Origin of the sequence: Lactobacillus gasseri ATCC 33323 = JCM 1131 (assembly GCF_000014425.1) — a bacterium.
In the GTDB taxonomy this organism is placed as follows: domain Bacteria; phylum Bacillota; class Bacilli; order Lactobacillales; family Lactobacillaceae; genus Lactobacillus; species Lactobacillus gasseri.
In genome coordinates, this window is record NC_008530.1 from 649,249 (window position 1) to 671,148 (window position 21,900).

General features: G+C 36.5%; 32 protein-coding genes and 1 tRNA gene. All 33 read left to right on the plus strand.

What is annotated here, in order from left to right; translation table 11 throughout:
- The first annotated feature begins 2 nt into the window (after window positions 1–2).
- The 33 genes from LGAS_RS03200 to LGAS_RS03360 all read left to right on the plus strand — a co-directional run bounded on the left by LGAS_RS03200 (window position 3) and on the right by LGAS_RS03360 (window position 21,899).
- On the plus strand, window positions 3–215 hold the full coding sequence (locus tag LGAS_RS03200; RefSeq protein WP_011678815.1) for a hypothetical protein: 213 nt from the start codon (window positions 3–5) through the stop codon (window positions 213–215).
- Window positions 216–407: 192 nt separating this feature from the next.
- Window positions 408–671 (plus strand): hypothetical protein, encoded by a 264-nt coding sequence (locus tag LGAS_RS03210; RefSeq protein ID WP_011678816.1) that lies wholly within the window; start codon window positions 408–410, stop codon window positions 669–671.
- A complete protein-coding gene (locus LGAS_RS03215; protein WP_025012259.1) occupies window positions 668–868 on the plus strand; it encodes a hypothetical protein in 201 nt (66 codons plus the stop codon). Before LGAS_RS03210 ends, LGAS_RS03215 begins: the two co-directional genes overlap by 4 nt.
- Window positions 865–1,221 (plus strand): hypothetical protein, encoded by a 357-nt coding sequence (locus tag LGAS_RS03220; RefSeq protein ID WP_025012258.1) that lies wholly within the window; start codon window positions 865–867, stop codon window positions 1,219–1,221. The genes LGAS_RS03215 and LGAS_RS03220 overlap by 4 nt, the downstream gene beginning before the upstream one ends.
- A gap of 69 nt (window positions 1,222–1,290) precedes the next feature.
- Window positions 1,291–1,545 (plus strand): hypothetical protein, encoded by a 255-nt coding sequence (locus LGAS_RS03225; protein WP_238374678.1) that lies wholly within the window; start codon window positions 1,291–1,293, stop codon window positions 1,543–1,545.
- A gap of 12 nt (window positions 1,546–1,557) precedes the next feature.
- The gene (locus LGAS_RS03230) at window positions 1,558–2,019 is read left to right on the plus strand and encodes a RusA family crossover junction endodeoxyribonuclease (protein ID WP_011678819.1); all 462 of its coding nucleotides are present in this window, start codon (window positions 1,558–1,560) and stop codon (window positions 2,017–2,019) included.
- Window positions 2,020–2,241 (plus strand): hypothetical protein, encoded by a 222-nt coding sequence (locus LGAS_RS03235; RefSeq protein WP_011678820.1) that lies wholly within the window; start codon window positions 2,020–2,022, stop codon window positions 2,239–2,241. It abuts the gene before it with no gap.
- 69 nt (window positions 2,242–2,310) lie between these two features.
- Window positions 2,311–2,442 (plus strand): hypothetical protein, encoded by a 132-nt coding sequence (locus LGAS_RS09755; RefSeq protein ID WP_255308706.1) that lies wholly within the window; start codon window positions 2,311–2,313, stop codon window positions 2,440–2,442.
- Entirely contained in the window at window positions 2,432–2,722 is a 291-nt protein-coding gene (locus LGAS_RS03240) for a hypothetical protein (protein WP_011678822.1), read from the plus strand. Before LGAS_RS09755 ends, LGAS_RS03240 begins: the two co-directional genes overlap by 11 nt.
- 2 nt (window positions 2,723–2,724) lie before the next feature.
- Entirely contained in the window at window positions 2,725–2,943 is a 219-nt protein-coding gene (locus LGAS_RS03245) for a hypothetical protein (RefSeq protein ID WP_011678823.1), read from the plus strand.
- Window positions 2,927–3,097 (plus strand): hypothetical protein, encoded by a 171-nt coding sequence (locus LGAS_RS09560; RefSeq protein WP_011678824.1) that lies wholly within the window; start codon window positions 2,927–2,929, stop codon window positions 3,095–3,097. Before LGAS_RS03245 ends, LGAS_RS09560 begins: the two co-directional genes overlap by 17 nt.
- 29 nt (window positions 3,098–3,126) lie before the next feature.
- Complete coding sequence (locus LGAS_RS03250; protein ID WP_011678825.1) at window positions 3,127–3,657, plus strand: hypothetical protein; 531 nt, start codon at window positions 3,127–3,129, stop codon at window positions 3,655–3,657.
- A 729-nt stretch (window positions 3,658–4,386) separates the two neighbouring features.
- Window positions 4,387–4,459: transfer RNA gene (locus LGAS_RS03255), tRNA-Gln, on the plus strand.
- Between the two features lie 55 nt (window positions 4,460–4,514).
- Window positions 4,515–4,799 (plus strand): ParB N-terminal domain-containing protein, encoded by a 285-nt coding sequence (locus LGAS_RS03260; protein ID WP_011678826.1) that lies wholly within the window; start codon window positions 4,515–4,517, stop codon window positions 4,797–4,799.
- 440 nt (window positions 4,800–5,239) lie between these two features.
- Window positions 5,240–5,857, plus strand: coding sequence for a DUF4145 domain-containing protein (locus LGAS_RS03265; RefSeq protein ID WP_003648039.1), 618 nt, complete (start codon window positions 5,240–5,242; stop codon window positions 5,855–5,857).
- A gap of 182 nt (window positions 5,858–6,039) precedes the next feature.
- Entirely contained in the window at window positions 6,040–6,696 is a 657-nt protein-coding gene (locus tag LGAS_RS03275) for a hypothetical protein (protein ID WP_003648517.1), read from the plus strand.
- A gap of 60 nt (window positions 6,697–6,756) precedes the next feature.
- A complete protein-coding gene (locus tag LGAS_RS03280; RefSeq protein ID WP_011678827.1) occupies window positions 6,757–7,278 on the plus strand; it encodes a terminase small subunit in 522 nt (173 codons plus the stop codon).
- Window positions 7,279–7,366: 88 nt separating this feature from the next.
- Window positions 7,367–8,098, plus strand: coding sequence for an NUMOD4 domain-containing protein (locus LGAS_RS03285; protein ID WP_011678828.1), 732 nt, complete (start codon window positions 7,367–7,369; stop codon window positions 8,096–8,098).
- 2 nt (window positions 8,099–8,100) lie between these two features.
- A complete protein-coding gene (locus LGAS_RS03290; RefSeq protein WP_025012257.1) occupies window positions 8,101–9,324 on the plus strand; it encodes a PBSX family phage terminase large subunit in 1,224 nt (407 codons plus the stop codon).
- Window positions 9,315–10,727: a phage portal protein gene (locus tag LGAS_RS03295; RefSeq protein WP_011678830.1), complete on the plus strand. Its 1,413-nt coding sequence runs from the start codon at window positions 9,315–9,317 to the stop codon at window positions 10,725–10,727. Before LGAS_RS03290 ends, LGAS_RS03295 begins: the two co-directional genes overlap by 10 nt.
- On the plus strand, window positions 10,717–12,249 hold the full coding sequence (locus LGAS_RS03300) for a minor capsid protein (protein ID WP_011678831.1): 1,533 nt from the start codon (window positions 10,717–10,719) through the stop codon (window positions 12,247–12,249). The genes LGAS_RS03295 and LGAS_RS03300 overlap by 11 nt, the downstream gene beginning before the upstream one ends.
- On the plus strand, window positions 12,233–12,430 hold the full coding sequence (locus tag LGAS_RS03305; protein WP_025012256.1) for a hypothetical protein: 198 nt from the start codon (window positions 12,233–12,235) through the stop codon (window positions 12,428–12,430). The genes LGAS_RS03300 and LGAS_RS03305 overlap by 17 nt, the downstream gene beginning before the upstream one ends.
- 117 nt (window positions 12,431–12,547) lie before the next feature.
- The gene (locus LGAS_RS03310; RefSeq protein ID WP_011678833.1) at window positions 12,548–13,108 is read left to right on the plus strand and encodes a phage scaffolding protein; all 561 of its coding nucleotides are present in this window, start codon (window positions 12,548–12,550) and stop codon (window positions 13,106–13,108) included.
- On the plus strand, window positions 13,108–14,190 hold the full coding sequence (locus tag LGAS_RS03315; RefSeq protein ID WP_011678834.1) for a hypothetical protein: 1,083 nt from the start codon (window positions 13,108–13,110) through the stop codon (window positions 14,188–14,190). Before LGAS_RS03310 ends, LGAS_RS03315 begins: the two co-directional genes overlap by 1 nt.
- Before the next feature lie 8 nt (window positions 14,191–14,198).
- Entirely contained in the window at window positions 14,199–14,588 is a 390-nt protein-coding gene (locus tag LGAS_RS03320; protein ID WP_011678835.1) for a head-tail connector protein, read from the plus strand.
- Window positions 14,585–14,947: a hypothetical protein gene (locus LGAS_RS03325; protein ID WP_011678836.1), complete on the plus strand. Its 363-nt coding sequence runs from the start codon at window positions 14,585–14,587 to the stop codon at window positions 14,945–14,947. The genes LGAS_RS03320 and LGAS_RS03325 overlap by 4 nt, the downstream gene beginning before the upstream one ends.
- Window positions 14,944–15,378: an HK97 gp10 family phage protein gene (locus tag LGAS_RS03330; protein WP_011678837.1), complete on the plus strand. Its 435-nt coding sequence runs from the start codon at window positions 14,944–14,946 to the stop codon at window positions 15,376–15,378. The genes LGAS_RS03325 and LGAS_RS03330 overlap by 4 nt, the downstream gene beginning before the upstream one ends.
- Entirely contained in the window at window positions 15,375–15,782 is a 408-nt protein-coding gene (locus LGAS_RS03335; RefSeq protein ID WP_011678838.1) for a phage tail terminator family protein, read from the plus strand. The genes LGAS_RS03330 and LGAS_RS03335 overlap by 4 nt, the downstream gene beginning before the upstream one ends.
- Entirely contained in the window at window positions 15,766–15,984 is a 219-nt protein-coding gene (locus LGAS_RS03340; protein ID WP_025012255.1) for a hypothetical protein, read from the plus strand. Before LGAS_RS03335 ends, LGAS_RS03340 begins: the two co-directional genes overlap by 17 nt.
- A complete protein-coding gene (locus LGAS_RS03345) occupies window positions 15,984–17,339 on the plus strand; it encodes a phage tail sheath family protein (RefSeq protein ID WP_011678840.1) in 1,356 nt (451 codons plus the stop codon). Before LGAS_RS03340 ends, LGAS_RS03345 begins: the two co-directional genes overlap by 1 nt.
- 11 nt (window positions 17,340–17,350) lie before the next feature.
- Window positions 17,351–17,821: a phage tail tube protein gene (locus LGAS_RS03350; protein WP_011678841.1), complete on the plus strand. Its 471-nt coding sequence runs from the start codon at window positions 17,351–17,353 to the stop codon at window positions 17,819–17,821.
- A gap of 11 nt (window positions 17,822–17,832) precedes the next feature.
- Window positions 17,833–18,252 carry a phage tail assembly chaperone gene (locus tag LGAS_RS03355; protein ID WP_011678842.1) on the plus strand — a complete coding sequence of 140 codons (420 nt, stop codon included), beginning with the start codon at window positions 17,833–17,835 and terminating at the stop codon, window positions 18,250–18,252.
- Between the two features lie 236 nt (window positions 18,253–18,488).
- Complete coding sequence (locus LGAS_RS03360; protein ID WP_011678843.1) at window positions 18,489–21,899, plus strand: tape measure protein; 3,411 nt, start codon at window positions 18,489–18,491, stop codon at window positions 21,897–21,899.
- The last annotated feature ends 1 nt before the right edge of the window (window position 21,900 follow it).

Genomic DNA, 21,900 nt, shown 5'->3' on the forward strand with positions numbered 1-21,900 from the left:
GAATGCTTGAAGAAAATCACGATTTAGAGAAAATCATCGAAGATGCTAAACAATATCGCTGGTACTCAGTTCCTGATATGTACGTGGTTGAGATCTTAGACACAACAGGTCGCTCAGCTGGATATGCCAAGTCGATATTTATCGACAAGAAAGAGGCAGCAAAAGTTGCTAAGAAGCTCCATGGAGTAGTAAGGCAGGTAAGTCAAAATGAGTAAAACCCAGCTAAAACCAAAGTGGTATGCAATGTATAGAGGTGACACATTCATTGATCTTGGTACAGCAGATTATTTAGCTGAAAAGTATCACAAAAAGAAACAATCTCTGTTGTACTTGTCGAAACCTGCATATCACAGAAACGCATCGAAAAATAGTCAAAGATTAACACTGTACAAAATGGAGGATTAACAATGGAAATTATTGATAATCGCACAAAGAAAGAAGAGTGGCGCTTGGGTGATGTACTTGTATCTGGGAGCGCTCAATTAACAGGCTTAATTGTAAAAGATAACAATGGAAAATATTGCTTAATAGATATTACTCCTGACGAATCTGGAAACTACAGCACCATGGAAGGTTGTTACTATGGCGATAGTTGTGAAAATTTAGCAGAACTTTATTGCAAAATGGGTCCCAATTGGCACAAAGTAAACGCAAAGCTGGTGATCGAATGACAGTAGCAACTAGAGAAAAATGTCCATATTGTCAGGGCGTAAAAAGAATTAGAGATGATCTAGTTCATTATACTTTCAGACATATTTTGCAAATTCAAAATGGTGATGAATTATGGTCAATAGTAATTACCAATAAGAACGAATATAGAACCATGGCTTATATTGAATACTGTCCTAAATGCGGGAGGAAACTATGAAAAAAATTAAAGTAGAAAAAGATAGTGTAGAAGAGAGTTATCGTTGGGCTTATGGCTGGCGAGTGGTAGATGGGAAGTGTTCTCCACCTGCAAGGAACTTCCCTTTACCAGATTTTGTTCAAGCAAGAATTGATTGGCTATCTGATGAAGTGAAACGTGGCGGCTTAACTTTTCAAGGTGCTTTCAGAATTTTGTTGGATATTGATGATGAAAAGGCCCTGAAAGAGGACTGGGAACTTGGAGCTGCAAGTGACTATATGCCAGTTAGCGATAAGTATCGAGAATGGTTGCAAGATCCAATTCTTCACGATATTAGACAAGTTGCAGTTATGGTGGGGTTCATTTATGCCTGATTGGGTTTTTGCAGCAGCATTCTTAATTCTGCTAGCTATAGTAATTTTGGTAGTAGGAGCGATGTAAATATGATTTTTAAATTGGAAGAAGATTTACCTTTTGATATACAGGGAAATTTAAATGAATACTGGTTAAATATCTTGGAAAGGAATAATTTCAAAGTAATTGAAATTAATAAAAAAACACGTGAACTTGAGTACCGAATAGAACTTATGAGTCTTGATGATCTACGGAAATTACAGAAAAAAATCGGATTAAACTTGACAATTTCGTTTGAAGACGATGAAGGCACAAACGAAGTTGATGGGATTATTACAATTTAGGAAATTAAGTATATGAGAGTTAACTTTACGATTGAAGGACCGCCGATTGGTAAGGCAAGACCGAGAGTTACTAGGACGGTAACTTACACGCCAGCTAAGACTGCACGATATGAGGATTTAGTCAGGTATACAGCGATTAATAGTTTCAAAGGAATATTTGATAAAGATGAACCTTTAGACGTTAAGATCATGGCATATTTTGAAGTACCGAAGAGTTTAAGCAAGAAACGTAAGGCTTTATGTTTAGCTAACCAAGAACTGCCAACTAAGAAGCCTGATGCTGATAACGTGGGCAAAATCATCATGGACGGCATGAACCCAAAGATGAGGCGTGATAAACGACTTCACAAAATGGTTGAAGTTATGAGAGGTGTTTATCATGACGACAAGCAAGTAACAACCTTGTTAGTCAAAAAGAGGTATGCCGAGCGTGCAAGAGTTGACGTGAGGATTAAGAGAGATATGGGTGATTAGATGCAAAAAATTGATTTGAGTCTGGTAAGTAAATTTGTAGATGCAAGCATCGCTAACGATAAGAGATTGGCTTTGAAGTTAGCAAAAAAGATTGCTGAACAGCATAACTGTTCTTTGAGTTTTGAACTTGACACTTTAGACTGGAGCGCAAATTGGTTGAAAAGTGATGAAAGAGTGACTACTCAATCTATGGTTCGGGAGCTGAGAAAGTATGAAGCATAGTGCAGAATTAATCAGTATAGCAGGGATGCTAATTTGCTTAGGTGCTGTCGGATTTGTGGTGTTTTGTCTATGAGCAATAATTTGAAGTATCAAAAAGGCAAGTGGTATCACGTACAAGAAGACGGTTCACTTAAGCCAGTAGATTATGACAAAGAAGTTGAAGAGTATTACAAGAAATGGAGAGATAACTATGGCAATTGAGTTAAAGATTGGGGCTAGAGGAACGAGAGAAGATTTTGAAGACACATATACTAGAAGTTTCTTAGAAGATAACGGTCTGTTTAAATTTGATCCAAGAAAGTTTACAGTTAACTGTGTGTGGGGAGTTCATACTAAATACGGCTATATGTGTTCTTTCAGTTATGATGACATTTTGACATACATGGGCGATGGTGTCTGGGACTTAAGAGTAGCTGAAGAAACAAAAATAACTGATGAAGAGTTGAAGAGAGCATTATCAGAACCTGACAAGGAGTTCTAGCAATGCAACTATACGGGCATGAAGTAAATCCTTATACGTATAAGGATTTTAAGACAGAACAACTTAAGAATTTTAGATCAATGCTTAAATCAAACATCAAGAATTTTGAAAATATTATAGAGCCAACAATCGAAGAAATGATTGACGAAGATAAAGCTGAGGAGCTGCTGCCTTTGATTGAGCATGAAATTAAAGTGAGGTCGAATGATGGACGAAACTAGGAACGATTTAGAAGTAGGCAATGAAACAGCAGTCATGATGTACTTGAACATCTTAAAGTATGCTAAGCATCATTGTCCCGAAGATGAAGATCCTTATGAGATCACGGATCGAATATTTACTGATATGTTCGCAGCGAATAAAGCAAGTAATTAAACAACTAGAAGACGAGAGGGAGTGTAAGTGTGTATCAGATTGACTTAGGATTACAGCCAAATTTAAGGGCTACAGCTAAAAGGGTGGATAAGTTCCTGACTATTAATTTTCAGAGCTATCTTAATTTAGCTGGCTTACATCGTAATCAGCTTACAAGCCCTCAATTATCTTTTGCACCTGGATCGACAAACAAAAATGGCGTTGAAAAGAACTTTATTGACGAAGCACAAGACGATATTGATATTGCTGATCCTGCTAGGAAGGTCTGTGCAGCGATTTATCGGACGATGGATAATTGCACTGATACATCATTAAAGCCTTACAGACGTATCTTAATTGGAACTTACATTGACCAGTTACGTATCGTTGATGTAGCAGCTACAGTTAATTTGTCGACTAGGTCAATTGATACTAAGAAGATTAATGCTCAGTGTGAGTTCGCTGATAGATGGCTTTACTGGAAAAAATACTTTGGTGTTAATGATTTACCCGACTTAAGAGTTTTCAGTCAAAAGGTCAAAACAGTATGGCCGGATAAAATTAAGATCCGGAAAAATTAGTCGTGCGTAAAGCTTGCGTAAACCTTGCGCGCTGCTTGCGTTCATTTCATGATAAATTGTTATTGTCGAAAGATTAGACGTGGTGGTTACGATCTTTCGACTTCACCTTGATACGTGCGGTACGTTTGAAAGAATATCTCCTTTCGAAATTAATACAAGATCTTAATTTGTTCGGTAAGTAACAGATTAAAAGTAACCGTTCTTGGTAGACGTTAGCAGTCGTTCAATTCGACTGGCGGTTATAGCCTGACTAAACTCAGGCGATAAACATTCCTCTAAATGACTTTTATTTTTAGTTTTTAGCTTACAATTCTTTTATTTTTTACTTTTTCTTATTTATTTGACTCAGGCACTCAGGTTCGAATCCTGATTGCTTGATAGCCTAGGCGGTAGTCCATTATTGGCTATTGTATATAATAGTTGCCTAGGTAAATGACGCCTATGCCATGACCCTCAACGGTTTCGAGGAGAGCGTGGGAAGAGCTGGGGCGTTGTTGGCTGGCCCGCAGCAGCAACTGCCGTGGGTAGAGTGGCACAATTTGGAATTTAGAAAGAAAAGAGGAATTTTCTTTCACAACTATGTAGCGGGGTTCAATTCCTCGCCTGCCCATTGCCTGTCGGAAAGCAGGCGTAAAAATAATATTATTTAGATCACGAATATATTTTGTTTGTCTGATTTTAATTTACAGAATTGCATCTGGTTTAGCTCTGTACCTAACAGAGCATTCTAGGACTATAGCCAAATTGGTAAGGCATCAGGTTTTGATCCTGTGTATTGTTGGTTCGAGCCCAGCTAGTCCTATAGATTAGCTCGTTTTTTGTTTTATAGTGTTTATTTCAAGGAATAGGAGTTAAGTATGAAAGTTGAGACAGTTTCAATTAATAAGATTAAACCTTATGAGAACAACCCTAGAAATAATGATGATGCAGTTGACGCTGTAGCTAATTCTATTAAGGAATTTGGCTGGCAACAGCCCATAGTTGTCGATAATGGGGGGGTAATCATAGCTGGTCATACACGGTACAAGGCTGCTAAGAAATTGGGCTATAAAGAAGTTCCAATTGTGGTTGCAGATAGCTTCGATTACTGGCAAAGGTTTAATAACTGTGAACCTATTGTTGATCTTCATAAATATAAGTAAGGGTACTTTGAAGGTATAATTATGGTACTTCAATAGTCTTTAGGTATGGTTAAATATATATTGTGAGTTAATGAAAATTAATTCACCGCATTAATAGAATTCCTCTCTATATTTATGTATTTAACATTTAGGCTATTGCTCTGTGTTAGCTGCGCATACATGCATTCTTTAAGAATGTCCTTTAAGAGCATAATTATGATTAGCTTTAGTTTTGAAATGCTTAGTTTTAAGCCACTAAGGCTAATCTTTATAGCAACTTAGTTCAATGGGAGAACAAAGCGTGTACAGTTAAACAATGTGCTTGAGAAGGTGGTTCGATTCCATCAGTTGCTGTAGTCCTTTTTAGGACTAAATAATTCCATTCGTTTCAAAAAGTCAAGTCTTTTAATTAGGCTTGACTTTTTTATAATTATTTTTGAAACGAATGGAGGCTAAATAAAATGAATGTTTTTACAAATAATATTATTGATGGTTATATAAGATGGAATAAAAACAATATGATTAGCAAAAATTTTACATGCGGTTACTGTGGAGCGTATGTTTCTAGTGATAAAGGAATGCCTCTTGTAGATCAAGGTAGAGTAAATCCGACAGAAAGTATTGGTGTGTATATATGTACTAATTGTTATATGCCTACTTTTATTTATGATGATATTCAAGTACCAGGAAATAGATATGGGGTAGCAGTTAGTGGAGTTCCTAAAGATGTAAACGATGTTTATGAAGAAGCTAGAAGTTGTTACGGTGCAAATGCTTTTACTGGAGTAGTTCTATTGTGCAGAAAGTTATTAATGCATGTTGCTGTAGATTTAGGGGCTAAAGATAATCTTAAATTTGTTGAATATGTAAATTATTTAAATGAGAATCATTTTGTAAGTGTTAAAAGTCATGATTGGGTTGATCAAATTCGAAAATACGGCAACGAAGCAACTCATGAAATACAAGTTAATACTAAAGAAGATGCACAAAAGATTATAAAGTTTTGCGAAATGATATTAAAAATGAATTATGAATATCCTTCGGAGATAAATGATTCGAATGATGGGAAAAATAATTAATTTTATAATGACTAGTCGAAAGGCCAGCTCTTTTTTTATGAAGGCTTTTATGAAATTTTTAGCAGTAGTTCTAAAATATTTACCATTGTTGGACTTAGTTAGCTTAAATTTATATTCATCTCAAAGAATAAATCCTATTATTTCGAAATTGATTTTTTTATAATTGTTATTGAGGTGATTTTATGACTGCTTTAAATGCTGAAATTAGTCCTAATAGTATTATTTTATCTATGGATACTTTAGCATCGAGAAAAAACAACAACGGAAAAACTATTCCATCTTACTTTACTCAAAAATTTGAATATTATCCTTTTACTCAAAGCATATTGTGTGGAACTGGAGATTTTTCAATTATTAGACTAGCTTTTGATAGATCTAGATCAATTTTATCGAAAGAAGTTAAAACATTTAGTCTAATAATTCGAGATGTTTTAAAAAATAATATTGAAAAAGTAAATACAGACACAACAATTTATATCTTCGGCTTTGATGAAGATATGAATACACATGCTTATGCTCTTAGGAGCACTAATAAATTTGGTATTCAGGAGATCGCAAGTTATTCAAATCCTAATTGGATATTAAAGCCTCAGTGTGAAGAAGCGATAGATTATTTGCTTAATAGCGATTCAAATAATAAAATTCATATATTCAAAGAACTAATGAAAATCGAAAAAAATATTGACGACAAAAAAACTAAAGAAAGGGTTGGGATTGGTGGTCAAAATATTTTAATTAATTTAGTAGCTAAAGATGGAGAGATATTATCTAGCATTAATATAATTGATGAATTTGAAGATTACGATAAACAATATAAGTTTTGTCTGGAAAATTTATGATTTTTAAGTCAGCATAAGCTGACTTTTATTTTGTCTAAATTAAGGTGGTGGTGAGATGTTTTGGAACGGAAGTTAACAACTAAACAAAAAATATTTTGTGATGAGTATATAAAGTCTGGGAATGCTAAAGAGGCAGCCATTAAAGCGGGATATTCTCCAAAAACTGCTAAATCAATTGGTCAGGAAAACCTGACTAAACCTGACCTGAAAGCTTATATTGACGCTAAAATGGCTGAAATTGAGTCACATAAGATCGCTGATGCTAAAGAAGTGTTGGAATTTTATACTAAAGTACTCCGAGATGAAGTTGTTGAAGAAGTTCCAATGTCTACTGCTGATGATGTGGTTGTAATCAAAAAGAAGCCTTCTTTCAAGGACAAAATTACAGCTTCAAAAGAAATTATGAAGCGCTATCCATTAGTCGATCCTATTGAGAAACAAAAACTTCAAAAACTTATTGCAGATACTCGTATATCGGAAGCAAAGGCTACAGTTGCTGAACGATTAGGCAATGAAAGTGATGACAAGCTTGATGAACTTATGGATAAGTTGATAAAAGCAAGTGAAAAGTCCCAAGAATGAAGATGGTATAATTATTATGAAAATAAAAAAAGCCCTAGCGGTGCTGGTGACACCCTAGAGCTAGGTAATCATAGAAAGGTATGATCACATGAATAATAATATAGAAATTTGGAAAGACGTTCAAGGCTATGAGGGGCTTTATCAGGTGTCAAATCTTGGAAGAGTAAAAAGTTTGTATAAAAATACTAAGATTCTTATGCCTAGATTAAATAACCGTGGGTATCAGTATGTAATGTTTTTTAAAGACAAAAAATATAAGCATTTTTTAGTTCATAGATTAGTAGCACAAGCTTTTATCCCTAATCCTAATAAGTTACCTCAAGTAAATCATATTGATGAAAATAAAGAAAACAATTGTATTAGCAATTTAGAATGGTGTACAAACATTTATAACAATCTATATCGTGGCAAAGTTAAAAGAGCTGGAATAAAGAACGGTATATGTGTTGCTCAATATAATTTAAAAGGCAAATTAGTTAAAGTGTGGAATTCTGCGCATGAAGCTTCTAAAGAAGGCTACAATGCTAGCCACATAAGAGAGTGTTGCTTAGGACAAGCACAAACTCATAATAATTATATGTGGCGATCAGTCAGTAACAATCATGTAATTAAAAAGATTGAGCCATATCAAAAAACAAGTTTTACTAATCGTTCAGATTTAAGTGAAAACATTGGTCAATATGATATTGATGGCAATTTGATAAAGGTTTGGCCATCAATAAGAGAAGCTTCAAGAAAAGGATTCGATCGTAGCAGTATTTCATATCATATAAAAAATAAAAAACCATATAAAGGTTATATTTGGAATTTAATGAAATAATAATGTCATTAAACGATTTATTTACAAAAAAACAACAAAAGGTACTTCAATCTTATTTGAATGATGATTGGAAGTATCTTTTTTTAATTGGTGCGGTTCGTTCGGGTAAAACATATATTTCAAATTGGATGTTTTTACTTGAGTTAAAACGAGTTGCAAAGTTAGCAAAGACAAATAATGTTAAAAGACCGATTTATATATTAGCTGGGTATTCTAGCAATTCAATTAATACAAATATTATTGCGTCAATTGAGAACGAGTTTGGTATAAATATACCAGTTGATAGACATGGTCATTATCATTTGTTTGATGTAGAAATTGTTCCGGCTTATACAGGTTCAATACGTGGTATTGGTTCTATTCGTGGAGCTACTGCGTATGGTGCTTTGATTGATGAAGGAACGCTTGCAGATCAGGGCGTTTTTCAAGAAATAATTAATCGTTGTTCTATTGAAGGTGCAAGAATTGTGGTTACTTCAAACCCTGATGCACCAACAAATTTTATTAAGACTGAATATATTGATAATCATGACCCAAAAGCGAGAATCAAAGTGTTTAATTTTACAATCTTTGATAATACTTTTTTATCTAAAGATTACGTGGATGCTTTAGTGGCTGCTACACCTTCTGGAATGTACACAGATCGAACGATCTATGGTAAGTGGGTTAGTGCCGAGGGGCAAATATTTAGTGATTTCAATATTGAAACTATGACTATTACAACTGATCAACTACCAGAAATGGTTAAATACTATGCCTCGATTGACTGGGGTTTTGGTAAAGGTCATAAAGGAGTTATTCAACTTTTTGGTGATGATGAAAATGGAACAAGTTATTTGATCAAAGAATGGGCACATGAGCATAGATTCATTGATTATTGGATAGATGTTGCCAAAGAAATTAAACAAAAATATGGGAATATCGTCTTTTGGGCTGATTCAGCTCGTGTTGATTATGTGAATCAAATGCAAGCTAATGGTATCAATTGTATTAATGCCAATAAAAATGTATTGAGTGGTTTGGAATTTGTAGATAGTTATTTCAAACAAGGAAAGTTAATCATTAATAAAGATGAAGCTGATAATTTATTAAACACTATTTTCAATTATGTTTGGGACGATAAGAAAGAAGCTCCTCTAAAAGAAGATGATGATAGTGAGGACTGCTTAAGATATGGAATTTATTCAGAACATTATGAAGGAGGGGGGTTCGTGCCTTGGAATTAGATGCTTTAAAAAAGTTAATTCAAAATACTTCAACAAGTAGAAATGATCTAATTAATAATTACAAACAAGCAGTGAATTATTATGAAAATAAGACTGATATCACTACCAGAAACAACGGTAAAGCTAAGCTTAATAAGGAAGGTAAAAAAGATCCTTTAAGAAGTGCTGATAATCGCATTCCATCAAACTTTTATCAGTTGTTAGTAGACCAAGAAGCAGGTTACGTTGCTTCTGTTTTTCCTGACATTGACGTTGGAAAAGATGCCGATAATAAGAAAATTATTGATGTCTTAGGCGATGATCGTGCGTTGACGCTTAACGGCTTATTAGTAGACAGTTCGAATGCTGGTCGAGCTTGGTTGCACTACTGGATTGATGAAGATAACAATTTCAGATATGGCATTATTCAACCTGACCAGATCACACCAATTTATGCGACAACGCTAGATAATAAGCTGCTGGGTATTCTGAGAAGCTATAAACAGTTAGATCCTGATAGTGGTAAGTACTTTACAGTTCACGAATACTGGACGGATAAAGAAGCACAATTCTTCAGGACAAGCGCAACCGATAGCACAGTGATTGAGCCTTACAATATCATTACTTCTTACGATCTAAGCGCTGGCTATGAAACAGGACAGTCAAACACCTTAAAACACAACTTTGGACGAGTTCCTTTTATTGAATTTCCTAAAAATAAATATCGCTTGCCTGAACTTAACAAGTATAAGGGGTTAATTGATGCTTACGATGACATCTACAATGGATTTATTAATGACTTAGACGATGTCCAAACTGTAATTCTCGTCTTAACCAACTATGGTGGTGCTAGCTTAGAGCAGTTCATGAACGATCTAAGAGAATATAAGTCTATTAAGATCAATAACGCAGGTAATGGCGATAAGAGTGGCGTTGATAAGCTCCAAATTGATATCCCTGTTGAAGCCCGTGACGATGCACTTAAGATAACCCGTGATAACATTTTCTTGTTTGGTCAAGGAATTGATCCAGCTAACTTTGAGAGTTCAAATGCTTCTGGTGTAGCAATCAAAATGCTATATTCTCACTTAGAATTAAAGGCTGCTAAAACACAAACTTACTTTGAACATGCTATTAATGAGTTGGTTCGTGCAATTATGCGTTACCTTAACTTTTCAGATGCGGACAAGCGCCATATATCGCAACATTGGACGAGAACTAAGGTAGAAGATAGCTTAACTAAGGCTCAAATTGTTTCTACAGTAGCCAATTACAGTTCAAAAGAAGCAGTTGCTAAAGCTAATCCTATTGTTGATGATTGGCAGCAAGAACTGAAAGACTTAGCCAAGGATAGAGAAGAAAATGATCCATATTCTAAACAAGCTGACGAGTTAAACGGTAAAGGCGTAGACGATGAAGAGTAGTGACTACTGGCGTCAACGTGCTATTGCTGAAAAGAAAAAGCAACTTGAAGCGTCAGCAGATTATGAAGCGGCTATGCAAGTTAGACTAAGACGGTTAGAGCATGAATTCGAAAAAGAAGCATTAGTTTACTTACAGCGATATGCTAATGAGAATAATGTCGGCTTAAAACAAGCTGCTAGCGTCTTAGGAAGTATTAACACAACTAAATGGTCGATGACCTTAGAAGAGTTTGAACGTAAAGCTAAGGCTGGTGGTTATGATAAAGAGCTAAACGCCGAATATTACAAGAGCCGTATTTACAGACTTCAACAGTTGCATGACCAGATGGTTGAGTTTTCTAAAAAGTATGGCATGGCTGAACAACTAAAAATGCAAAAAGGTTTAGCCAAACAGTATCAGAATAGCTATTACTTACATGCTTATGATAAGTACCGAGCTACTGGTCAACTGGATATCAAGCTAAATCATTTCAACGAACAGCAATTAGAAAATATTGTTTACAGCCCTTGGAAAGGTAGCGATTTTAGCAAGCGAATTTGGAAAGAATACACTGAAATTCTTCCTGATGAGTTAACTGACACAATGCTAAGAGCAACTTTATTTGGATATTCTCCAAGCAAGGTTGTTTCAATGATGAGAGATCGTTTTAAGAAGGTTTCTGATCGAGATTTGCATAGGCTGGTTACTACTGAAATGGGACACGCTGCCGAAGAAGCAACAGCACAGTTCTATAAAGATAGCGATATTGAGCAATACCAATACTTAGCCACATTAGAAAGCCACACTTGTGACCAATGCACCCACTTAGATGAGCGCATTTTTAATGTCAAAGATAAAAAAGAGGGTATTAACTATCCTTTAATTCACCCATATTGCAGATGCACGACTGTTCCTTACGATAAAGACTTGCCAGACGTTGAAACTCGTTGGAGTAGAGATCCGAAAACAGGTAAAGGACGCTATGTATATCGAAATGCTTTAGATTATAGTGAGTGGAAAAAGCTTTCCAATGTTAAGATACTCAACTTATCACTACCTACACCAAAATTGACATGGGACGAAGAAGCTGCAATTCATAAATATAATTCTTTTGAGTCTTACGGTTTAAATGCGGACTTAAGAGCAGGCAATACATTGTCACCAGCCGAAGAAAAGTTAAAACATGATTTAGATACTGCTCTGGATAAAATTCCATACTATTCAGAAGACGAACCACTTAGTCGCTCTTTATATTTTGAAAGCAGGGATGATATAATGGTCGATTATGTTAATAAAGCTTTGACTCAAGGATACATTCAAGAGCCAAGTTATACGTCTTCAAGTGCTGGTATGGTATATAATCCAGAAGATGATTTACGAGTTGTAATTTTAAAAAGTCATAGTGGACATGATATTAGAAAATTTAATGATGTTGAAGGTGAAGTATTATTTAAGCGAAATACAAGATTTGATGTATTGAGATTAAATATCATAGATGGTAAACCATATATTGAGGTGGTTGAACATGAAGAAAATGACTAAATATAATCTCAGCAATGAAGAATTTTTAAATTACATCAAATCAATTCCTAAATCCCAATTTAACAATAAATCTCATATTGAGTATTTTAAAAAAGTTTATGAAGCAAAAAAGAAATCAGGCAGTGATTACTCTAAAGAAGAAAAATATTTAAAGGAAAATGGAGTAAAGTTAGATGATTAAACAAGTCGTTGATATAATCAACGGCTTTTATTTTGACCTGAGTAAGTCGTTAAACTGCTCTTTTTGTATGCCCTTATGAGAGGCGAACTCGTATAAAACGTGTGAAAGGATAGAACAATGAAAAGAAAACAATTAGAAGAGCTTGGATTACAAGAAGAGCAGATTAAAAAGATCATGGATTTAAACGGCGAGGATATTCAAAACGCTAAGGATAAAGCAAGTGCTAGCAATGCTGAAATTTTAGAAGAGAATAAAGCCCTTAAGTCCCAGATGAGTGAAAGAGATAAGGATTTAAAGAAGTTGCGTGCTCAAGTTAAGGATAATGAAGACTTAACTAAGCAATTTAATGATCTAAAGAGCAAGTATGACAAGGATACAGCTGACCTTACTCAAAAACTTGCTACCAATCGTTTGAACAGCGCAATTGACCAATCATTAAGCAAAGCTAATGTTCGCAATAACAAGGCTATTAGAGGTCTTTTGAACATGGACGAAATTAAGCTTGATGATGATGGCAATTTGACAGGTTTAGACGATCAAATTAAATCTTTACAGAAATCTGATGGTTATTTATTTGATGAAGGTAGTAAGCAAGATTACCAACCAAATAATGGAAAACCTGCTAACGCTGATCCGGTCCAGGCAATGGTTGATATATTTAAAGGAGAACATAAATAATGGCAATTAATTACGCTGATAAATATCAAAAAGCAGTTATTGATGGTTTTTATCCAGACGTTTTATATTCAAGCGCTTTATGGCAATCACCATCTAACAATACAATTAACTTCTTAGATGCAAAACATATTAAAGTTCCACGGTTATCAATTTTATCTGGACGTCAAGACCGTGAAAGACGTACTATTACGCAACCAGCAGCCAATTACTCATTGGATTATGATGTTTATGAATTAACTAATGAACGTTACTGGAGTACATTAGTCGACCCATCAGATATTGATGAAAGTAATCAATTATTATCAATTGCTAATATCACTAGACAATACAACTTAGATAGTAAAATGCCTGAAAAGGATAGAGAAATGTTTTCTAAGTTGTTTAGTCAACGTCAGGCAGTTAATACTTCCGAAGGATTAGATCAAAATGCTGGTATCCACTCAGAAAGCTTAGACGCAAAAAACGTTTTAAAAGCTTACGATCAAATGATGCGTAACTTTGACCGTGCAAGAATTCCAGCCCAAGGACGTATCTTATACGTTGACACTGGTACTTATTACATGCTTAAGGACGCAGAAGCAATTAATAGAACAATTATCGTAAGTGATGCACAAAATATTAATCGTTCTGTACGTTCACTTGATGAAGTTACTATTGTTCCTGTGCCAGAAGATTTGTTCCAAACTAAGTTTGATTTCACTAACGGCTCTAAGACCGTTGATGATGCTAAGCAAATTAAGATGATGCTTATCTTCAATGGTGTTCAAATTTCTCCTGAAAAGTATGATTTCGTTGGATTAGATGCTCCAGCTGCTGCAAATTCCGGAAACTGGCTATACTACGAACAAAGTTATGATGATGTTCTTTTACTTAAGCCTAAATTTAAGGGGATTGAGTTCTTCGTGGCTGAAAAGGACGCAGATGGTGACTCTAATCCTGCTGGACGTAAGAAAACAACTGAAGAAGATGCTAAACCTAACGAAAACAACACTGTAGATGAAATCAAGGCCTACTTAGATAAGAATCACATTGATTACACTGGTAAGACCAAGAAAGACGAATTATTAACTTTAGTGAAGTAGGTGGTTAGATGGATAAATACCCACGATTTGAAGAGGTCAAAAAACATTTAGCTGATTTTCTGCCTAATACTGATAATGCACCTAACTATGACAGCGTATTGGAATTTACACTAGAAAAAGTTATTTCTGATGTTTCAATTTACACAAATATTCCAATTTTAGAGCTACCAGAAGAGCTTGAACCAACTATCTTAGGTTTAGCAGTACAAACTATTGACACTCATCAATGGCTAGTACCCAAAGATCAGCAAGTTGGTAATGTTCAGTCATTATCAGAGGGTGATACATCAGTTTCTTTTAGATCTCCAAGCGATATTTATTCAGCATTGCAAGCTACTAACACAATCACTGATAACTATGTGATGCTTTTAAATAATTTTAGAAGGTTAGCCCAATGAGTTACTTTAATGGCTTAAAAAATGCACTTCCTAAGCTATGGAATGATCGAGTTAAGATTGTGGGTACTCTTCCAACTAAACATGGCTACATTACTAATAATGAAGATGTGACTATTGTTGAAGATGAGCCAGCTAAGGTGGTTTTAAAAGGACAATCAGCTAGTGAACAGTCTTTCTTTGGTACTGACGAATATGATGCGAAATTGATTATTCGAAATGGCATTAAAATCCCTGCTGGTGCAGATATTTATGTGACTGATGTAAATGGTCAAGTGACTAAATATAAGCGTGCCAGCAAGGGCTATAGTGGCTATTTCAGCCATCAGGAAGTAGCAATGGTTAGGAGTGAGAAAGCATGAGTTTAGGACATGTTGACGATGCTCAATTTCAGCAATTCGCTAGTAGAGTAAGGCAGAAGATTGATAGTGGCTATGTAAAACAGGAGCTTGGAAAGAGTTCTAGACGTATAGGCACTCAATCACTACGAATTTTGGAAACAAACACTCCTGTAAAGCAAGGCAACCTTCGCAGATCATGGACGGCAGAAGGACCGACCTATGGTTGCGGTGGTTGGACGATCAAATTAATTAACAATGCTGAATATGCTTCTTACGTTGAAAGTGGTCACAGGCAGACACCTGGAAGATATGTACCATTACTGAAAAAGCGCCTGGTTAGAGATTGGGTGCCTGGTCAGTTTTACATGAAGAAATCTATTCCACAAATTCAAAGACAGTTGCCACAGTTGGTAACAGAGGGTCTGTGGGGGTTAAAGGACTTGTTTGAATGACAATAGTTGAAAGAATAGCTAAGCGAATATCAGAGATATTTCCTGATGTGACAATTTATTCAGAAAAACAGAAAAGCGGTTTTCAAGTGCCGTCATTTTATATCAGTAAGATAATGACAGTCACTAAGAGTCGCTTTTTTGATATTCAAGATAGAAGCTTGTCTTACTCAATAACATATTTTGCTAATCCAGATCGTCCTAATGCTGATATGGAAGAAGTAGAGCAAAAATTACTGAATAATTTTACAAGATTAGATGATTATGCAACTGTTAGAAACCGAGAAGCGACTATCAACCAAGATGATGAAACTTTAGTAATGAGTTTTGATTTGAGGTTAGAGATGTATCCGGTTCAAGACGGTGGAAAGCTAGAAAGGATTGAGTTTAATGGAGGAATCCAATAAAACGGAAACCGAGACTCCGATGGGCGAAATTAAAGCGCCTATTCAAGTTGAAGACGTTAAATTCACAAAACAAGCTTTGATTTCAAGTCCTAAGTTCTCAGTTATTGAACGGGATATTTTGAAATTAGCTTTAGATGATGACAAAGAATACACAATTGCCGAAGTTAAAAAGGCGATTGACAAATTTAAGGAGGGATTTTAATGGCAGGAGGAACTTGGAAAGCTCAAGATAAGCGCAGACCAGGCGCTTATATCAATGTCGTAGGTAATGGTCAAAGAGAAGCAGCTTCTTCTCTAGGTAGAGTGTTGTTAATTCGTGATAAAGGCTTAGGCTGGGGCAAGAATGGTGTCATTGAAGTAGAAGCTAACAGTGATTTCACTAAGAAATTAGGTACTACTTTAGATGATCCATCTCTTACAGCTTTAAAGGAAACACTAAAAGGTGCTTCTAAAGTGCTTGTTCTTAACCCCAATGAGGGTACAGCAGCGACTTTGACTAAAGAAGGACTGCCTTGGACTGTTACTGCAAATTATCCAGGTGAAAAGGGTAATCAAATTACAGTGAGTGTTGAAGTTAGTCCAGCTGATCAGAATGCGGCTACTGTATCAACTATCTTTGGTACTAAGTTGGTTGATGAACAATCAATCAAGTTCAATGAATTAGATAAGTTCAAGGGCAATGATTACATCACTGCAAAAGTAGTCGAAGAGGGTAGTTCAAAGCCTGTAGCATTTACTAATGTTTCAGGCGCTTTGACTGGCGGTACTACTACTGAGTCTAATAAAGTTGAAAGCTTATTGAATGACGCTTTAGAAAATGAAGAGTACGCAGTTGTTACTACTGCTGGCTTTGAACCATCAAGCAACATGAACAAGTTGGTTGTGGAAGCAGTTAAGCGTCTCCGTGAAAATGAAGGTCGCAAGGTTAGAGGTGTAATTCCTACTGATGCAGATACTACTTATAACTATGAGGGTATTTCAACCGTTGTGAATGGTTACACTTTAAGCGATGGTACTAATGTAGATGTTAAAGATGCAACTGGTTACTTCGCTGGTATTTCCGCTTCTGCTGATGTAGCAACTTCTTTAACTTATTTTGAAGTTGAAGATGCTGTTTCAGCATATCCAAAACTTGATAATGAAAAGACAATTAAGGCTCTTGATGCTGGGCAAATTGTGTTCACTACACGTCCTGGCCAAAGAGTAGTAATTGAACAAGATATCAATTCATTACACAAGTTTACAGCTGAAAAGCCACAATCATTCTCTAAAAATAGAGTAATGAGAACTTTAGACGAGATTGCTACTGACACTGAAAATACTTTTGAAAGAACTTATTTAGGCAAAGCCGGTAACAATGCAGCTGGTCGTGATCTCTTTAAGGCAGACAGAATCGCTTACTTAATGGGTTTACAAAATAGAAATATCATTCAAAGCTTCAAGAACACTGATGTCACAATAGAAGCAGGGAATGATACTGACTCTATCGTTGTTAACTTGGCAGTTACTCCAGTTGATGCAATGGAAAAACTTTACATGACAATGGTAGTTAGATAGGAGGAACGTAAATGGCAGCAATTGATGAGTTTTTAAATGGTCGAGATACTATTTCAACCAAAGATGCTACTTTATCAATCAAAATTAATGGCAACATTATTAAGATGATTGAATGTGATAAGTTCACAGCTAAGCTTGAAAAGAACAAGGAAGACGTCCAAACCTTAGGTTCTCACTGGAAGAGAAAGAAAACTACTTCTGTTGAAGGTACGGGAACTTTAGGTGGTTACTTGGTTAACTCAAACTGGATTAAGTACGGCATTCCTTATACTCAAGATGGTGGGGATTTGTATTTTGATGCAACTTTGACTATCCATGATCCAACTTCAAGAGCTGGTAAGCAAGTGGTGCAATTAACAGATGTCAACTTGGACGATATTCCAATTGCCGATTTTGAAGCTGATGACGGCGTAATGGAATGGGAAAGTGATTTTACTTTTGAAGGCGTCAACTTAGTCCAAGCATTTAATGGAATTAATTAAGGAGAAAATAAATGGCTGAAAGTGTTGAAGATTTTTTGTTTGAAAATGTTGGTAGTCCAGTAGAAGAAAAAGAAGTTAAGCTTGAAAGATTTAAGTCTCCTTTTAAGATTAAGTCTTTAACTGCTGATGAAGTGTCACATATTCGAAAGCAAGCAACTAAGAGAGTTCTCAACCGTAAGACACATAGATACGAACAAGAAACTGATGAAAATCAGTTCCAAGGTTTAGTTGTAGCAGAAGCTGTTGTTTCTCCTAACTTAAACAATGAAAAGTTGCAAACTTCATGGGGCTGTATTGCTAAGCCGGAAGAAGTTTTAAAGAAAATGCTTAAAGTTGGTGAATACACTGAGCTATCACAGGCAATTATGGACTTATCAGGTCTTAACGATGATGACAGTTCAGAAGACTTGGTTGAAGAAGCAAAAAACTAATAAATGAGTCTGTTGGCGACTTTAACATTTATCACTATGTTCTTAATGAATATCACTGGACGCCTAAACAATGGGCGGAGATGTCAAGGCGTGAGCAGGCTTTAGTCGTCGCTTCGATTGAAGTACGACAAAAATACGAAAAAGAAGAAGAGAGAAAAGCAAAAAGAAAGGCTAGGTCTAAGCATATTTAAGGCTTAGCCTCTTTTTTTGCATTCAGCAAAGAAAGGAGGTAGTAAATGAGTACAATTAGCACCACTGTTAAGATTAATGACGCTTTTAGTAACCCATTAGATCGCCTGTCTAGTGGTTTGCAAAAAGCGCAAAGTGGTATGAGCAAATTGAAAGAAGCTATTTCTGGCGGTTCTAGTGGCGGTAGTATGTTCAAGTCAATGGTTGGCGGTACTGTTGTTGGCGGAGCAATCAACAAAGGTATGGAACTTGCTAGTACTGGAATTCGTTCCATGTATGGCGAATTAGATGAAGCAAGTAAAGCATGGCAGACTTTCGATGGGAACATGCACCAATTGGGCAAAAGTCCGGCTGAAATTGCTACTGCTAAAAAGTCAATGCAACAGTTCGCCCAGCAAACTATTTACGGTGCTTCTGATATGGCAAGTACTTACTCACAATTGGCTGCTGTTGGCACGAAAAACGTGGATCAATTAGTTAGAGGTTTTGGTGGTTTAGCTGCTGCTTCTTCTAATCCGCAACAAGCTATGAAGACTTTGTCAGAGCAGGCAACTCAAATGGCTGCCAAGCCAATGGTGCAATGGCAAGACTTTAAACTTATGCTAGAACAAACGCCAGCAGGTATTTCTGCCGTTGCTAAGACAATGGGTGTAAGTACCCAACAATTAATTAAGAACGTTCAAGATGGAAAGGTTAAAACTGAGGACTTCTTGAACGCAATAGCTAAAACAGGAACAAACGCCAACTTTACCAAGATGGCTACTCAATTTAAAACAGTTGGGCAAGCTATTGACGGTTTAAAAGAAACAATGGCTAACAAATTGCAAGGTGCATTTGATAGAGTGGGTAAAGTTGGCATTAAATTTGTTTCTGATTTAACGGATCAGCTATCAAATGTTAATTTTGATGGTTTCGTTGACGGATTATTTAAAGCTGTTGCTGATATGGAACCAATTTTTGACGATTTAAAGACTGGTTTTGATGATTTTAAAAAAGGCTTTGCTGATTCTGGCGCTTTTAATTCTCTAAAAGATACATTTGATAGTATTACTGACTCTGTCGGTAAGTTAGTCAATACGATGGACCAAACTAACGGAGGAGACAGCTTATTTAAGCAACTAGGAAAGCTAGCTGGTGGAGCATTGGGTGGTGCTGCTAAATCTATTTCTGGAATTGCAGAAGCGCTTGGTGAACTAGATCCAGGCACACTTCAGATGTTAGCCCAAGCTTTTATCATCTTAAAAGGTGGGCTAAAAGGCTTAGTGTTTGAAGCTGTTATTTGGGGGCTAAAAGAACTGAATAAACTAGATCCTGGCACAATTAATAATATTGCGCAAGCTCTTACCGCATTAGCAATAGCTTTTACAATGTTGAAGGCTATGGGAAAAATTGCTGGCTATATGAAAGAAGTTTCTAAGTTCTTTAAAGGCTTCAAGAATGCTAAGAAGATCAAAGCTCCTGAAATTGATTCGCCAAAAATGACTAAGCCGGGTAAGATTTTAAGTAATGCTGGAGCATATATGAAACTAGGTGCAGCATTTGCCCTAGTTGGTGCTGGGGCTTTAGCGCTCGGTGCAGGATTTAAATTGTTAGCTGATGCAGCTACTCAGATATCTAGTGCAGGTGGCGGTGCTATAGCAACATTCTTTGGGATGATTGCCGCTATCGCTGCCTTAGTGGTCTTAGTAAGATTTTTAGGACCAGATTTGATTGGTGGAGCGGTTGGCTTTGCTATCTTTGCTGCCGCACTGCTATTAATCGGCGCTGCCGTTTTAGTAGCAAGTGCGGGTATCGCACTTTTAGCTACTCAACTACCTACTATTTCAGAATATGGAACTAGCGCAGCAGTTGGCTTGCTTGCTTTAGCTGGAGCAATTGCTGTATTTGGTTTAGCTGCAATAGTTGGAGCTGTTGGAGTACTTCTTTTAGGCGTTGCTTTAGCAGTTCTTGCTGTAGGTTTAGTTGCAGCAGGTGTTGGAGCATTAATTTTTGCTGTAGGTTTAGCCTTAGTTGGAATTACTGCTCTAATTGCAGCTGTTGGTGTCTTACTTTTAGGAGTAGCAATTGCTCTAGTTGCTGTAATGGTAATTATTGCAGCTGTTGGAATGCTTCTACTCGGTGTGACACTTGTCTTAGTTGCTGCAATGGGAATTGTTGCGGCGGTTGGCTTACTATTAATGGGCGTTGCTTTAATGCTGATTGTGGTTAGTGCAATGGTTGCTGCTGTTGGTTTAATTCTCTTATCAGTTGCGTTACTACTAATTGGTCCAATGTCCTTAATAGCGGCTGTCGGACTACTTCTTTTAGGTGTTGCATTAACTCTAGTCATGGCTATGGGATTAGTAGCTGCTGTAGGTATCTTGCTCCTCGGAGTTGGACTAGTCTTAGTAGCTGCAATGGCTATGGTTGCTGCTGTTGGATTAATGATGATGTCTGTAGCTTTAATGATGATTATGGTTACAGCTATGGTATCAGCAGTAGGTTTGATGTTACTGGCAGTTGCTTTAATGATGGTTGGTCCTATGGCAATGATTGCTGCAGTAGGTCTGATGCTCTTGGCAGCCGCTGCAATTATGCTTGGCGCTGGCTTAATGGTAGTAGCTGCCGCCGCAATGGCTGTAGCCGCTGCTCTAGTTGCAGTTGGTGCTTCTGTCATGGTTATGGCGTCACTATTTGTTGCCGCTGGATCAATGATGGTTTCAGCAATTACTAGCGCAATGAGTGGAGTAGTAAGTGCTGTTAGAAGTGGTATTTCCAGCGCTGTAAATGCTGCTAGAAGTTTTGGAAGTGCCTTAGTTTCTGTGGGTAGACAGTTAATTCAAGGTTTAGTCAATGGTATTAAGTCAATGATTGGCGCTGCCGTTAGTGCAGTGCAAGGAGTAGCAAGTAAAGTTGTAAGTGCCGCTAAGAGCGTGCTTCATATTGGGTCTCCTTCAAGATTGTTTAGACAGTATGGTCGCTGGGTCGATCAAGGTTTAATCATAGGATTAAACAGAGATGCTGGTGCAGCTGCTGATGCTTCTGCAAGTATGGCGCAAGGTGTTGTAGATGCTGCTAGTGGTATGTCGCCAACCTTAGACCCTATTGGATTAAGTGGCATAAATCCAGGAGATTTACTTGCAGCTGGATTTGATAGAGCACTGGACGCAATCAGCAATGTTGCTGGTGCAATTACTGGGCTTGATGGTTCAAGAGCTAATATTGGCATTTTCGGACAAGGTGCTGTTTCTTCAGCAGTGGGTAGCGATACAGTAACATCTGGTTCAATCGCTCCAAATTCAGTATTGACTAATAACAACAGTAGTAGCCAAACAGACAATAGTACTCAAGTTCAAATTGATAAAGGTGCTATTGTCATCAATGCTTCTGGCAATCCAGATGCAGACGTAGACAAGATTTTAGATAAGATCGATCAAAAGATTATTGATAGACGTAATAAAGCTCTAGGAGGTGGTTAAT